A 13,555-nucleotide genomic window follows, 5' to 3' on the forward strand; every position below is an offset into this window, starting at 1 on the left:
TTAAGGTAGTATTCAACATTTTTAACTGTTGATAAATAACTTTTTTAAAACAATATATTTAGAATATATTTGTAACTTATACCATTAAAATAATCTTAAATGAAATTTATAGTATCAAGTAGCCAATTATTAAAACAACTTCAAGTTTTAGGCGGTGTTATTAACAGCAGTAATACATTACCTATTTTAGATAATTTTTTATTCGAATTAAAACAAAACGAACTTAAAATATCTGCATCCGATTTAGAAACAACAATGAGTACAACTATAGAAGTTGAATCAGATTCTGATGGTTCTGTAGCTGTTTCAGCGCGTTTGTTATTGGATACTTTAAAAACATTTCCAAATCAGCCTTTAACTTTTAAAACTGAAGAAAATAATACTATTGAAATCAGTTCTAGTCACGGTAAATATGATATGGCCTATTTTGATGGAAGTGAATTTCCAAAAGCTGTTTCTATACAATCTCCAAGTAGTACTGTAATTCCTGGAAATGTATTAGCAACTGCAATTTCTAAAACAATATTTGCTGCTGGTAATGATGATTTAAGACCTGTAATGAGTGGTGTATTTTTTCAATTTACTACAGACAGTTTAACTTTTGTTGCTACTGACGCACACAAATTGGTAAAATATTCAAGAACGGATGTTGTAGCAAATGATGCTGCCGAGTTTATTATGCCCAAAAAACCTTTAAATTTATTAAAAGGAATTTTAGGAAATGTTGATAGCGATGTAACTATTGAATACAATGATGCAAATGCAAAGTTTACGTTTGACAATGTAATTTTAGTATGTAGATTAATTGATGGAAAATATCCAAATTACGATGCTGTTATTCCAAAAGAAAACCCAAATAAATTAACCGTTGACCGAGGTACTTTTTTAAATTCTGTTAGACGTGTATCAATTTTCTCAAGTAAAACTACGCATCAAATTAGACTTAAAATGGCAGGAACCGAATTAAATATTTCTGCTGAAGATATTGATTACTCTAACAAAGCTGAAGAGCGTTTAGTTTGTGAATACCAAGGAGATGATATGCAAATTGGTTTTAACTCTCGTTTTTTAACTGAAATGTTAAGCAATTTAAATTCTAACGAAGTTTTAATTGAAATGAGTTTACCAAACAGAGCCGGAATTTTAACACCAATTGATGGTGTTGAAGAAGGTGAATTTATTACAATGCTAGTAATGCCAGTAATGTTGAATAGTTAATTTTTTTTGACATTTATAAAACATTTATAAACCGCAACTTTTTAGTTGTGGTTTTTTTATGCTTTGTGTTAATTATATACAAATTAAATTTTTGATTAAATTTGGGTTTGTACAACTGTAAAATTAACGTTCAATTAAAAAAACATAATTATGACTTTCCAAAATAAACGACTCGTAATAATCATCCTAATTGTTTTGGCTTTTTTACTTGTTCCTTTTATTGCTATGCAATTCTCAGGTGAGGTAAACTGGTCTCTTTCTGATTTTGTAATTGCAGGATTATTACTTTTTGGAACCGGCGTTTTAATTGATTTTGTATTGCGCAAAACAAAAAAAACAAATTATAAAATCCTTGCTATTATTGCTATAGCACTTATATTTTTATTAATTTGGGTGGAACTTGCGGTTGGAATATTTGGAACACCGTTTGCTGGAAGTTAAAAAATATAACTATTATTAAAATCTGTCAATGGTAGATTTTTTTGTATCATTGTTTTAAAATTATTTTATGAATTTTTTGGCTCATTTATACCTTTCAAAAAACAATAAAAACATATTGATTGGCAACTTTATTTCTGATGCTATAAAAGGTAAAGATTATAAAAATTATCCTCACGAAATTAAGGCAGGCATTTTATTACACCGTGAAATAGATACTTTTACAGATTCTAATCCTATTGTTAGAAAAAGTATGCACCGTTTACATAAACGATATGGACATTATGATGGTGTTATTATAGATTTATTATACGACCATTTTTTAGCTAAAAATTGGGCTCAATATTCAGAGATCCCCTTGTCATTGTATGCAAAAAATGTATATAGTTTTTTACAGGCAAATGTTGAATCTTTTCCGGAAGAACTTCAAAAATTATTACCACATATGATTCAACATAATTGGTTAATGACCTATGCTACAATAAACGGAATGGAACGTGTTTTAAGTGGTATGAATCAAAAAACCAAAGGAATTTCTAAAATGGATTTAGCCATTGATGATTTAAAAATTCATTATAACGAATTTGAAGCTGATTTTACCGCGTACTTTAAAGAATTAGAACAGTTTACAGACAAAAAAACAAACTATTTATTATTAAAATGAAAAAAATAATATTCCTATTTATAATTGCTACTTTATTTTTACAATGTAAAAAAAGCCAAACTGAAGCCCCTGCTAGTGAAAAAAATTTAGGACTAATAGTAGATAGTGCTATGGTAGTTTCAGCTAGAGAAGAAGCGTCTTTAATTGGGGTTTCAATATTAAAAAAAGGAGGTAATGCTTTTGATGCTATGATTGCCACAGAATTAGCTTTAGCAGTAGCATACCCTTTTGCAGGAAATATAGGTGGGGGTGGTTTTATGGTTTACCGCACAAATAATGGTAAAACCGGTGCTTTAGATTATAGAGAAAAAGCACCCTTAGGCGCATCTAAAAATATGTATTTAAATGAAAATGGTGATACTATTGAAGGTAAAAGTATTTTAGGAGCTATGGCAATTGGAATTCCTGGAACCGTTGATGGTTTATTTAAAGTCTACGAAAAATTTGGAACACTCCCTTTTTCAGAGTTAATTCAACCAGCTATAGATTTGGCTAATAAAGGTGTAATTGTAACTAAAAATCAGGCAAACAGATTAACGAAATATAGAAAATACTTTACAGAAGTAAATGATACTACAATTATTTTTGATGCAGACTGGAAAGAAAATGATACTATTAAATACCAAAAACTTGCCAAAACTTTAGAAAGGATTAGAGATAAAGGTCGTGATGGTTTTTATAAAGGTGAAACTGCTGAAATACTTGTTAATTATGTTAAAAAACTAGGGGGTATTATTACTAAAGAAGATTTAGAAAAATATGAAGCAAAATGGCGAAATCCAATTGAATTTACCTATAAAGATTTAAAAATTATTGCAATGTCACCTCCTTCCAGTGGAGGAATTTGCAATGCCCAAATTTTTAAAGCAATTGAACCTTTTAATATTGCTTCATTAGGACATAATTCTTTAGAATCCATTCAATTAATTACTGAAGCTGAAAGACGCGCTTATGCTGACAGATCTTATTATTTAGGAGATCCGGATTTTGTTAACATTCCTATTGATACTTTAATTTCATTAAATTATGTTAAAAAAAGAATGGCAGATTTTTCTTGGGAAAAAGCAACTGCATCATCAAATATAAAACACGGGAATATTATTGGATACGAAAGTGATGAAACTACCCACTATTCTATTATTGATCAATTTGGAAATGCAATTTCAGCAACAACTACGCTTAATGGAGCTTATGGCTCTAAAGTTTATGTTACTGAAGGAGGCTTTTTATTGAATAATGAAATGGATGATTTTAGCTCTAAACCTGGAATTCCAAATATGTTTGGTTTAATTGGTGCTGAAGCAAATTCAATTCAACCAGAAAAAAGAATGCTAAGTTCTATGACACCTACTATTGTTGAAAAAAACAACGAATTATACATGTCTTTAGGTTCTCCCGGAGGTTCAACAATTATCACTTGTGTTTTACAAACTATCTTAAATGTTTATGAATTTAATTTAGGTATGCAGGAAGCCGTAAATGCACCACGTTTTCACCATCAATGGCTACCTGATGTTATTACTTTTGAACCAAAAGGATTTTCTGTTGAATTGTTAAATAAACTACAAGAAAAAGAATATAAAATCAACCAGGAAAATTCAAGAATTATTGGAAAAGTTGATGCTATTTTACGTTTATCAAATGGTCAACTTGAAGGTGGTGCAGATTATAGAGGTGATGATAAAGCTGTAGGTTTTTAAATAAATTCATACATTTAATGTTAGAATAAAATTTTATGACATCAAACACAATAACAAACGGAATTTTAAAAGCAATTGCTATAATAATAGGTGTTTTTTTATTACTGTATTTTTTATATGAAATTCAATCAATTATAGTTTATATAGCTATTGCTGCAGTTATTGCTTTAATTGGAAGTCCTATTATTCGCTTTTTAAAAAGAAGACTTAAATTTCCAAATACATTGGCGGTAATCACAACAATGCTACTGTTTTTAGGAATTTTTACAGGATTAATAAGTATGTTTATTCCTTTAATTATAAAGCAAGGTGAAAATTTATCATTGCTAAACATTGACCAACTTCAAACAAATATTCAACATTTATTAAACGAAATTAACAGCTATTTTTTAGCACATAATATTGATGTTTTAAACGAACTAAAAAACGCTGATTTATTCAAAAATTTAACTGCAATTCCAAACTTATTAAATTCAGTAATAGGAACGGTTGGAAATTTAAGTATTGCGCTATTTTCGGTACTTTTTATTACTTTCTTTTTAATGAAAGATACCCAAATTATGGAAAACTCCATTTATGTTTTGGTAAGTGATAAAAGTGAAGGAAAACTTAAAAAATCATTATCCACTATAAACAATTTATTATCAAGGTATTTTATTGGGCTGGTTTTTCAAATTACCATTTTATTTGTTATTTATACCACCGTTTTATTAATATTTGGTATTGAAAACGCCATTGTAATTGCTTTTTTATGTGCCTTACTAAATTTAATTCCATATATAGGACCTCTAATTGGAGGTTTAATTATGCTGTTTTTATCTATGAGCAGTAACCTTGGTCAGGATTTTCAAACTGAAATATTACCAACAACAATTTATGTGATGATTGGTTATGTTTTTGCCCAATTAATTGATAATTTTTTAAGTCAGCCGTTGATATTTTCTAATAGTGTAAAATCACACCCGTTAGAAATATTTTTGGTTATAATGATCGCCGGAATTTTGTTTGGGGTTACAGGAATGATTGTTGCCATACCAACTTATACTGCTATAAAAGTAATTTTAAAAGCATTTTTGGCAGACAATAAAATTGTAAAATCGCTTACTAAAAATTTATAGATAATGACAACTTATATTGCACTTTTACGAGGAATAAATGTTTCCGGAAAGAACATTATTAAAATGGTTGAATTAAAACAGCTTTTTTTAGATTTAGGGTATCATGATGTAATTACCTATATACAAAGCGGAAATGTAATTTTTAAATCACATATTAAAGAGTCTATTCTAATTGAAGACACCATAGTTTCGGGAATCTTAAAGCGTTTTAATTATGCTGTAAATGTTTTAGTGTTGACTAAAAATGAATTGATGAAAATTTTTAATTCTAACCCGTTTCTTGCAAAAGATCCAACAATGGATATTTCAAAATTACATGTTACTTTTTTAAATACCGAACCTGATTTAAGTAATAAACATCAAATTGATGCACTTGTTATAAATAGTGATGATGAATTTATTATTAGCGAAAACTGCGTGTATTTACATTGCCCAAATGGTTCTGGAAACTCAAAATTAACAAATAATTTATTTCAAAAAAAGTTAAATTCCGCAGCTACAACCAGAAACTGGAAAACCGTAACAAAATTGATTGAATTAAGCAATTAACAATTTGAATACTAACATTTTACTTAAAGAAACCCAAGATTTTATAAATACCAATTTAAAATCTGATATCACAAAACTTGTTTTAAAAGGAAGTCCGTTTAACTCTATTTCAATTCAAGAAATTGCTGAACAAATTGAAGCAAAAAAACGCTGCGAAAAAAAATTACCAACTTGGTTTAAAACGGCAAACATTTACTATCCTAATAAATTAAATATTGAACAAACCTCTTCTGAAATTACCGCAAATTATAAAGCGAATTTAGTTTCTGGAAATTCTCTAGTTGATATTACCGGTGGTTTTGGAGTAGATACTTATTATTTTTCACAAAAAGTTAATACCGTAACACATTGTGAAATCAATAAAGAATTATCTAAAATTGTTACACACAATTTCCAAGAATTAAATGTAAAAAACATAAAAACTGTTGTTGGAGATGGCATCGAGTTTTTAAAAAACAGTTCTCAACAATTCGATTGGATTAATACTGATCCATCTAGAAGAAATGATGTAAAAGGAAAGGTTTTTTTATTGGAAGATTGTTTGCCAAACATTCCGGAAAATTTAGAACTTCTCTTTGAAAAGTCTAATCATATTCTTATCAAAGTATCACCTATTTTAGATATTACAAGTGCAATAAATGAATTGAATTTTGTAAAAGAAATCCATATTATTGCTATTGAAAACGAAGTAAAAGAACTCTTATTTATTTTAGAAAAAAATTACACGCAACAAATTGAAATCAAAACTATTAACCTCAATAAAAAAGAAAACCAATACTTTAATTTTAGTTTAAACAATGAAGTAACAGCAACTTATTCTGAACCAAAACTATACCTGTTTGAGCCTAATTCTGCAATTTTAAAAGCTGGAGCTTTCAATCAAATTTCTTCACAATTACAAATTGATAAATTACACCCAAATTCACATTTATATACTTCGGAAAAACTGATTGATTTTCCGGGAAGAAAATTTGAAATTACACATTGTATTTCATACGATAAAAAACAGTTAAAAAAATTAATTCCTACAAAAAAAGCGAATATTACAACGCGTAATTTTCCAGAAACTGTTGAGCAAATCAGAAAAAAAACTGGTTTAAAAGATGGTGGAAATCAATACCTATTTTTCACCACAGATTTAAATAACAATCATATTATATTAATTTGTAAAAAGGTCTAAATGCTGTTTTAGTAAACATCATAATTTTTTAGTAATTTTAGCAGATTAGATTTTTAAAAATGGCAAATAAAAATATCCGTTCGTTATCATTCCGTAAAGGTTTAGATGACAATTTATTCGAAAATATAGCAGATTTATCACATAAAAAAGCTCCGAAAGAAGAATTTCAAGAATTGGCTAAAAAATTTTTGATTGATGATTCTGTTATTGCAGGTACTGCTTCTTTTTATGATTTTACTCGAGAAGAAAACCGAAACAAAAAAATTCATGTGTGTAACGGAACTGCTTGCATAGTTGCCAATACCCAAAAAAATCTTCATAAAAATTTAATAAATAATTTTGAAAATAGTGAAATTGGCCATGCTGCTTGTGTTGGTCGTTGCCATTCTAATAATGCATTTATGTTTGATGATAAAACATATTCAGCTTTAAATGAAGAGGAAATTTCAAACATAATAAACAATAAGAAAACTCAAAAAAATAAGTATTTTATTGGTTGCAACACAACTCCAATTTTAACTTCTAAAATAGAAGATCTTCAAGAATTTTATGCGTTAGCTGAAAAATTTAAAGAGAATCCTCAACAAGTAATTAAAGACTTGAAAACCTCTAATTTAAGAGGTCGTGGAGGAGCTGGTTTTCCATTTTGGTTTAAATTAGATGCTGTAATTAAAGAATCCAACCCGCAAAAATACATTGTTTGCAATGCTGATGAAGGCGATCCAGGCGCATATTCTGATATGTATTTAATGGAACATCAACCACATAAAGTGCTTTTTGGAATGTACATAAGCGGTTTAACTGTTGGTGCAAATACGGGGGTTTTATACATTCGTGGTGAATATCCCGACTCTATTAGAATTATTAAAAATGCTATTGAAGATTTAAAAGAAAAAAAATTAATTGGCGATTTTAAATTTAAAATTATCCGCGGACAAGGTTCTTATGTTTGTGGTGAAGAAACTGCACTTTTAAACTCTATAGAAGGTTTACGCCCCGAAGTTCGTGTACGTCCACCATATCCGGCACAATATGGTTTGTATGTCAAACCAACCGTTTTAAGCAATGTTGAAACATTTGCTAATATTCACTGGATTTTAGAAAATGGCGGGGAAGCTTTTGCCAATTTAGGAACCAAACAATCATCAGGAACAAAATTGGTATCGTTAGATAGCTTTTTTAACACCCCTGGAATGTATGAAATTGAAATGGGAACCGATTTACAAACTGTTTTTTATGAATACGGCGGTGGATTTAAATCGGAAATAAAAGGATTTCAAATTGGTGGTCCTTTAGGTGGAATTGTACCCATACATAAAATTTCTGACTTAACATTAGATTTTGAAAGCTTAAACTCCAACGGATTTTTATTAGGGCACGCAAGTGTGGTTTCTATTCCTTCAAATTTTCCAATAATTCAATTTTTAGAACATTTGATGGAGTTTACTGCGGATGAATCTTGTGGAAAATGTTATCCCTGCAGAATTGGTTCTTTTAGAGGAATGGAAATGCTTCAAAAGGCTCAAACTGAAAACTATAAAATTGACAGACAGCTATTTGACGATTTATTGGAAACATTAGAAATAGGTTCTCTTTGCGCTTTAGGCGGTGGTGTTCCACTTCCCATAAAAAATGCGTTGCAGTATTTTGAGGACGAATTAAAACAATACTTCACTTCAAACTAGAATTAATATGAAGGCATATATCAACAACATAGCATACGATTATATTCAAAATGAAACCATCTTGGAGTTTGTTAAAAGAATAGAAAACAATAAAAATGCCATCCCAACAATGTGCCAGGATGATCGTTTAGAAAACTTCGGTTCTTGTAGAGTTTGTTCCGTTGAAGTAGCTCGTGAAAAAGATGGATTAACAAAAACAATGGCTTCTTGTCATACACCAATTTCTGAAGGTTTATATATTTATCCGAATACTGAAAAAATAAAACGTCTTCGAAAAAATATAGTTGAATTGGTTTTAACTGATTATCCTGCCGATAAAATTTTTCCTTCTGAAAATAAAAAAGCAACACCTTTTCAACAAACTATTGCTCAAATTGGGATTCCAAATATTCGTTATCCAAAAGGAAAAACGCATTTAGATATTCTGCCAGACAGAGCGCATCCTTATATAAAATCGGACTTGTCACAATGCATCAATTGTTTTAGATGTGTTAGATCTTGTGAAGAAATTCAAGGCGAACTAATTTTAGGAATGTCGGGAAGAGGTTTTGCTACTAATATTATCAAGGGTTTTGATACAACTTTTGATGAATCTGCCTGTGTTTCTTGTGGTGCTTGCGTTCAAACATGTCCAACAGAGGCTTTAACCGATAAATTTGAAACAAAAACCTTAATTGCTGATAAAACTGTAAGAACAACGTGTACGTATTGTGGTGTTGGCTGTCAGTTGGATGTTTCAGTAATCGATGGAAAAATTAGAGGAATTCAAGCTCCGGAAACTGCTGAAGTAAATCAAGGTCACACTTGTTTAAAAGGTCGTTTTGCGTTTCAATTTTACGATCATCCAGACCGTTTACGAGAACCAATGATTAAGAAAAATGGAAAATTTGAAAAAGTAACTTGGGATGAAGCCTATGATTTTATAGCAACAAAACTTATTGAAATTAAAAACAACTACGGAGCCGATAGTATTGGTGGAATTTCTTCATCAAGAGCTACTAATGAAGAAAATTATTTAATGCAAAAAATGATTCGTGTAGCAGTTGGAACCAATAATATTGATGGTTGTGCACGTGTTTGCCACGCTCCTACTGCTTATGGAATGCAAAAATCTTTTGGAACTGGAGCTGCAACTAATTCAATTGAAGATTTAAACCAAACAGATGCAATTTTCTTGTTTGGTGCAAATCCTGTAAAAGGTCATCCTGTAACTGGTGCTAAAATTAAGCAGGCTTTTATGAAAGGAGTTACTTCAATTGTAGTAGACCCTATTAAAACTTCTTTAGCTGAATTGGCAGATTATCATTTACAAATTAGACCAGGAACCAATGTGGCAATTTTAAATATGATTGCGCATTATATTATTAAAGAAAAACTGGTAAATCAACATTTTATAGATTCTTATACCGAAAAATATCAAGAGTTTAAAAAACATGTTGAAACTCTTGATATGAACGAATTAGAAACGCTAACAGGTGTTTCTAAGGAATTGGTTAAAAATGCCGCGATTGCTTATGCAAAAGCGAATAGAGCAATGGAATTTCACGGCTTGGGAGTTACAGAACATTTTCAGGGAAGCAAAACGGTAATGCTGCTTTCTAATTTAGCAATGATGACTGGAAATATTGGTAGAAATGGAGTTGGTTTAAATCCATTACGTGGTCAAAATAATGTGCAAGGAGCTGCGGATATGGGAGTTCAACCACATCAAGGTGCTGGTTATATGGATATTAACAAACCTGAAATTCAGGACTATTATGCAAAAAAATATGGGGTTCTAAAAATGCCAGAACATGAAGGTTTAAAAATCCCTCAAATGTTAGATGCCGCAATAGATGGAAAACTAAAAGCGCTATATATTATGGGTGAAGATACCATTATGACAGATCCAAACACCAACCATAGTATTAAAGCTTTCGAAAAATTAGAATTAATTGTAGTGCAGGAATTATTTATGACTGCAACTACTGAAATGGCAGATGTAGTTTTACCAGCTTCCTCCTATTTTGAAAAAAATGGAACATTTACAAACGGTGAACGAAGAGTTCAACGTGTAAATAAAGTTATTGAACCAATTGGAAACACGAAACCAGACGGACAAATAATTATTGATATTATGAGTCGTTTGGGCTACAATCAACCTACCGGATTAACGTATGACGCAGCAAAAGTGATTACAGAAATTGCAGATGTTATTCCATTCATGAAAGGTTTAACCTGGGAACGTTTAGGCGAAAACGGTTTACAATGGCCTATAAATGAAGATGGAACCGATACACCAATGCTTCATATTGATGGTCATTTTAAAAAAGGAATAGGAACTTTTCATCATTTCGATTTTGAAGAAACCCCTGAAATTGTTTCCCACGGAAAAAAATATCCTTTTATTTTAACTACTGGAAGAGAATTGGAACATTACAATTCAGGTACAATGACCCGCAGAACTGACAACCAAATAATTTTACCTAAAGATGTATTAGAAGTGCATCCGAGAGATGCTAAAGAAAAAGGAATTAAGGACAATGAGATTGTTCGAATTTTTTCAGAAAGAGGGAGTGTAAACATTCCAATAAAATATTCTAAAAATGTTAAAAAAGGTATTTTAAGAACTACTTTTCATCAACCCGAAGTATTTATCAATATAATTACGGGAAGTGTTGGAGATAAAGAAACACTAACTCCAGAATACAAAGTTGTTGCTGTTGATTTTGAACGCATTTAATAAAAATTTATGCAAACATTAAAATACGAAGGTTTACAAATAACAAACGGCAATCCAAAAAAAGTTAACGATGCTTTAGTTGTTGAAGCGGCTTTACAAATTAATATTAACAATGAACCTTATACGGTTGTAATGAGAACTCCGGGTGACGATTTTGAGTTAATACGTGGTTTGTTATTTGCGGAAGACATTTATAAATATAAAGAAAATTTAACTTTTGAAGTTATTGAAAAACGGGAAAACGGATTTTCAATTGTAAATGTTTCCATTCCAAAAAAGCTGATTGGAAAAGGCTATTTAAACAAAAGAACGCTTTTATCTGTTTCTTCCTGCGGTATTTGTGGGAAACAAAAATTAGAAGATATTTCAGTAACTGGATCAAAATTAGAGAACGGTTTTAATTTTAATAGCCATAAAATAGAAGCTATGTTTTCTGAAATGAAAGCAAACCAAGAAACATTTGATTTATCTGGTGGTTCACACGCCGCAGCACTTTTTAGTAATAATTATAAGTTATTAATTGTTAAAGAAGATATAGGCCGACATAATGCAGTGGATAAAGTAATTGGAGCACAATTAAATTTAAATTCTTTAAACAAATCAAATTGCTTATTAGTAAGTGGACGTGTTTCTTATGAAATTATTTCAAAGGCATTTATTGCTAAAATTCCTTATGTAATAGCAGTATCCGCCTGCTCAACTTTAGCAGTAGATTTTGCAAAAGAATTTGGGATTACTTTAATTGGATTTTCCCGAGGAAAAAAAGCAACAATTTATGCAAGCAAAATAGTACTCAAATAACATTTAAAAACTAACAAACTACACGATTCATTAAATAAACAGTATTTTTTGATAAATATTTTGCACATTAAAAATACTTTTTTATATTTGCAAATGTAAGAGCGTCCCTATGTTACAAATTTTTACGGAGAGAATTTGTAATTCGCTGATTTCAACAATAAAATAAGAGATTTTATTGAATTATAACTCAGTATTGCTTTTAAATATCTCCAAAATAGAAGTTTTATTTATTAAAATTTTAAGCTTATTTAAAATTATAATCTTTTGATTATCAGTATTTTAAAAGCTTACACCCTCTTTATTTTTAAAATTATTTAGAAATAAAGCAGGACTTTTTTTGTTTATACGTAAGTTTTATGTTAAATTTGAGGTTCTTACTAATCATTTAATTCTTACTAAAAATGAAAAAATTAAAATTAATTTTCGGATTGCTTATGGTAGCAGCTTTTGTTGCAGTTACTGTTTTAAGCGCAACTAATTCAGATAATCAAGCTATTAGAAAAGATCGTATAGTTATTCCAACTAACGGATAGTATTTTTCTTAATTAAATAAAATTATTAGATACCACAAAATAAATATTTTGTGGTTTTTGTGTTGGCTTTGCTTGATATTTTATCTTAATTTTATATATTTACTAAATCTAATAAACATAAAATGATAAAAAATACAAAAAAGTCCTCTCTGCTTCTTGGAAGCTTTATGATTATATTGATTGTATTTATTCCTTATTTATTGTATGTTCATAAATTTATTGACCAAGATTTAGAAAAATTTGAAACAATTTTTGGGACAATTAAAGGAGGATCAGTATTTACATATGCACAAGTATATATATATATGTTGCTTTCTAAATTAGTTCCTCTATTACTTTTAATTATTTGGTTTATTACTAATAAGCATTGGTGGGTACATGCCTTGGCAATACCAATTTCTGTGTACTTATTTCAATTAATTTCAGTTATTAATGACAGTGAAGAATATGTGGATGATGTTGAATTTATATACACCGTACCTATTGCTGTTTTAGTTATGGTAATACTATATTATCTAAGAAGTAAAATGTCCATATATATTCAGGCAGTAGATTTAAAAAAGGAAATGGATGAAAACATGAAAATCCCAACAAAAATTGATTAAAATTTAAAAATAAAAAATGTAAACCCCTTGCATTATTAAGTATTTAACTAAAAAAATAAGGGGTATGAAAAACAAATTTTCTAAAAATCAATTCTACCAATACGAAGAAAGTCTCAAGAAAATTGAAACTATTAACCATAAAATTGCTTTTCTAAAAAAATCATTAATAATTACAAGTTCTATTATGCTATTAATATATTTGCTTCGTTAAATACGTTTCTTTATTAAATTTTAAACGCTTCTCACTTATTTTTCTTTTATAACAAAATTATAATTTTAATTCAATTTAAATTATAATTTTGCACTTTTCAAAATCGCTACAAAAAACTTATTAAAATTTAA

General features: G+C 29.3%; 12 protein-coding genes. All 12 read left to right on the forward strand.

Annotated features, from left to right (window positions below; translation table 11 throughout):
- Positions 1-99 precede the first annotated feature (99 nt).
- The 12 genes from dnaN (at position 100) to BX611_RS13095 (ending at position 13,213) form a co-directional block, all read left to right on the forward strand.
- Positions 100-1,218, forward strand: a complete 1,119-nt coding sequence (gene dnaN, locus BX611_RS13045; protein WP_115882043.1) for a DNA polymerase III subunit beta — start codon at positions 100-102, stop codon at positions 1,216-1,218.
- Between the two features lie 150 nt (positions 1,219-1,368).
- A complete protein-coding gene (locus tag BX611_RS13050) occupies positions 1,369-1,659 on the forward strand; it encodes a hypothetical protein (RefSeq protein ID WP_115882045.1) in 291 nt (96 codons plus the stop codon).
- 67 nt (positions 1,660-1,726) lie between these two features.
- A complete protein-coding gene (locus BX611_RS13055; protein WP_115882047.1) occupies positions 1,727-2,320 on the forward strand; it encodes an acyl carrier protein phosphodiesterase in 594 nt (197 codons plus the stop codon).
- Positions 2,317-4,020 carry a gamma-glutamyltransferase gene (gene ggt / locus BX611_RS13060; RefSeq protein ID WP_115882049.1) on the forward strand — a complete coding sequence of 568 codons (1,704 nt, stop codon included), beginning with the start codon at positions 2,317-2,319 and terminating at the stop codon, positions 4,018-4,020. Before BX611_RS13055 ends, ggt begins: the two co-directional genes overlap by 4 nt.
- Before the next feature lie 35 nt (positions 4,021-4,055).
- A complete protein-coding gene (locus BX611_RS13065) occupies positions 4,056-5,138 on the forward strand; it encodes an AI-2E family transporter (protein WP_115882051.1) in 1,083 nt (360 codons plus the stop codon).
- Positions 5,139-5,141: 3 nt separating this feature from the next.
- Positions 5,142-5,687, forward strand: coding sequence for a DUF1697 domain-containing protein (locus tag BX611_RS13070; RefSeq protein ID WP_115882053.1), 546 nt, complete (start codon positions 5,142-5,144; stop codon positions 5,685-5,687).
- A gap of 4 nt (positions 5,688-5,691) precedes the next feature.
- Entirely contained in the window at positions 5,692-6,867 is a 1,176-nt protein-coding gene (locus tag BX611_RS13075; protein ID WP_115882055.1) for a class I SAM-dependent methyltransferase, read from the forward strand.
- A gap of 59 nt (positions 6,868-6,926) precedes the next feature.
- Positions 6,927-8,552 (forward strand): NADH-ubiquinone oxidoreductase-F iron-sulfur binding region domain-containing protein, encoded by a 1,626-nt coding sequence (locus tag BX611_RS13080; protein WP_115882057.1) that lies wholly within the window; start codon positions 6,927-6,929, stop codon positions 8,550-8,552.
- Between the two features lie 7 nt (positions 8,553-8,559).
- Positions 8,560-11,274 (forward strand): formate dehydrogenase subunit alpha, encoded by a 2,715-nt coding sequence (gene fdhF, locus BX611_RS13085; protein ID WP_115882059.1) that lies wholly within the window; start codon positions 8,560-8,562, stop codon positions 11,272-11,274.
- A 9-nt stretch (positions 11,275-11,283) separates the two neighbouring features.
- Complete coding sequence (fdhD, locus tag BX611_RS13090; protein WP_115882061.1) at positions 11,284-12,075, forward strand: formate dehydrogenase accessory sulfurtransferase FdhD; 792 nt, start codon at positions 11,284-11,286, stop codon at positions 12,073-12,075.
- A 401-nt stretch (positions 12,076-12,476) separates the two neighbouring features.
- Positions 12,477-12,608, forward strand: coding sequence for a hypothetical protein (locus BX611_RS15260; protein ID WP_262510565.1), 132 nt, complete (start codon positions 12,477-12,479; stop codon positions 12,606-12,608).
- A gap of 122 nt (positions 12,609-12,730) precedes the next feature.
- A complete protein-coding gene (locus tag BX611_RS13095) occupies positions 12,731-13,213 on the forward strand; it encodes a hypothetical protein (protein WP_115882063.1) in 483 nt (160 codons plus the stop codon).
- Positions 13,214-13,555 lie beyond the last annotated feature (342 nt).

This window comes from Lutibacter oceani, assembly GCF_003384935.1.
Taxonomy (GTDB): Bacteria; Bacteroidota; Bacteroidia; order Flavobacteriales; family Flavobacteriaceae; genus Lutibacter; species Lutibacter oceani.

Coding starts and splice junctions, on each gene's coding strand:
- dnaN (WP_115882043.1), top strand. CDS start 100: ATGAAATTTATAGTATCAAGTAGCCAATTATTAAAACAACTTCAAGTT.
- BX611_RS13050 (WP_115882045.1), top strand. CDS start 1,369: ATGACTTTCCAAAATAAACGACTCGTAATAATCATCCTAATTGTTTTG.
- BX611_RS13055 (WP_115882047.1), top strand. CDS start 1,727: ATGAATTTTTTGGCTCATTTATACCTTTCAAAAAACAATAAAAACATA.
- ggt (WP_115882049.1), top strand. CDS start 2,317: ATGAAAAAAATAATATTCCTATTTATAATTGCTACTTTATTTTTACAA.
- BX611_RS13065 (WP_115882051.1), top strand. CDS start 4,056: ATGACATCAAACACAATAACAAACGGAATTTTAAAAGCAATTGCTATA.
- BX611_RS13070 (WP_115882053.1), top strand. CDS start 5,142: ATGACAACTTATATTGCACTTTTACGAGGAATAAATGTTTCCGGAAAG.
- BX611_RS13080 (WP_115882057.1), top strand. CDS start 6,927: ATGGCAAATAAAAATATCCGTTCGTTATCATTCCGTAAAGGTTTAGAT.
- fdhF (WP_115882059.1), top strand. CDS start 8,560: ATGAAGGCATATATCAACAACATAGCATACGATTATATTCAAAATGAA.
- fdhD (WP_115882061.1), top strand. CDS start 11,284: ATGCAAACATTAAAATACGAAGGTTTACAAATAACAAACGGCAATCCA.
- BX611_RS15260 (WP_262510565.1), top strand. CDS start 12,477: ATGAAAAAATTAAAATTAATTTTCGGATTGCTTATGGTAGCAGCTTTT.
- BX611_RS13095 (WP_115882063.1), top strand. CDS start 12,731: ATGATAAAAAATACAAAAAAGTCCTCTCTGCTTCTTGGAAGCTTTATG.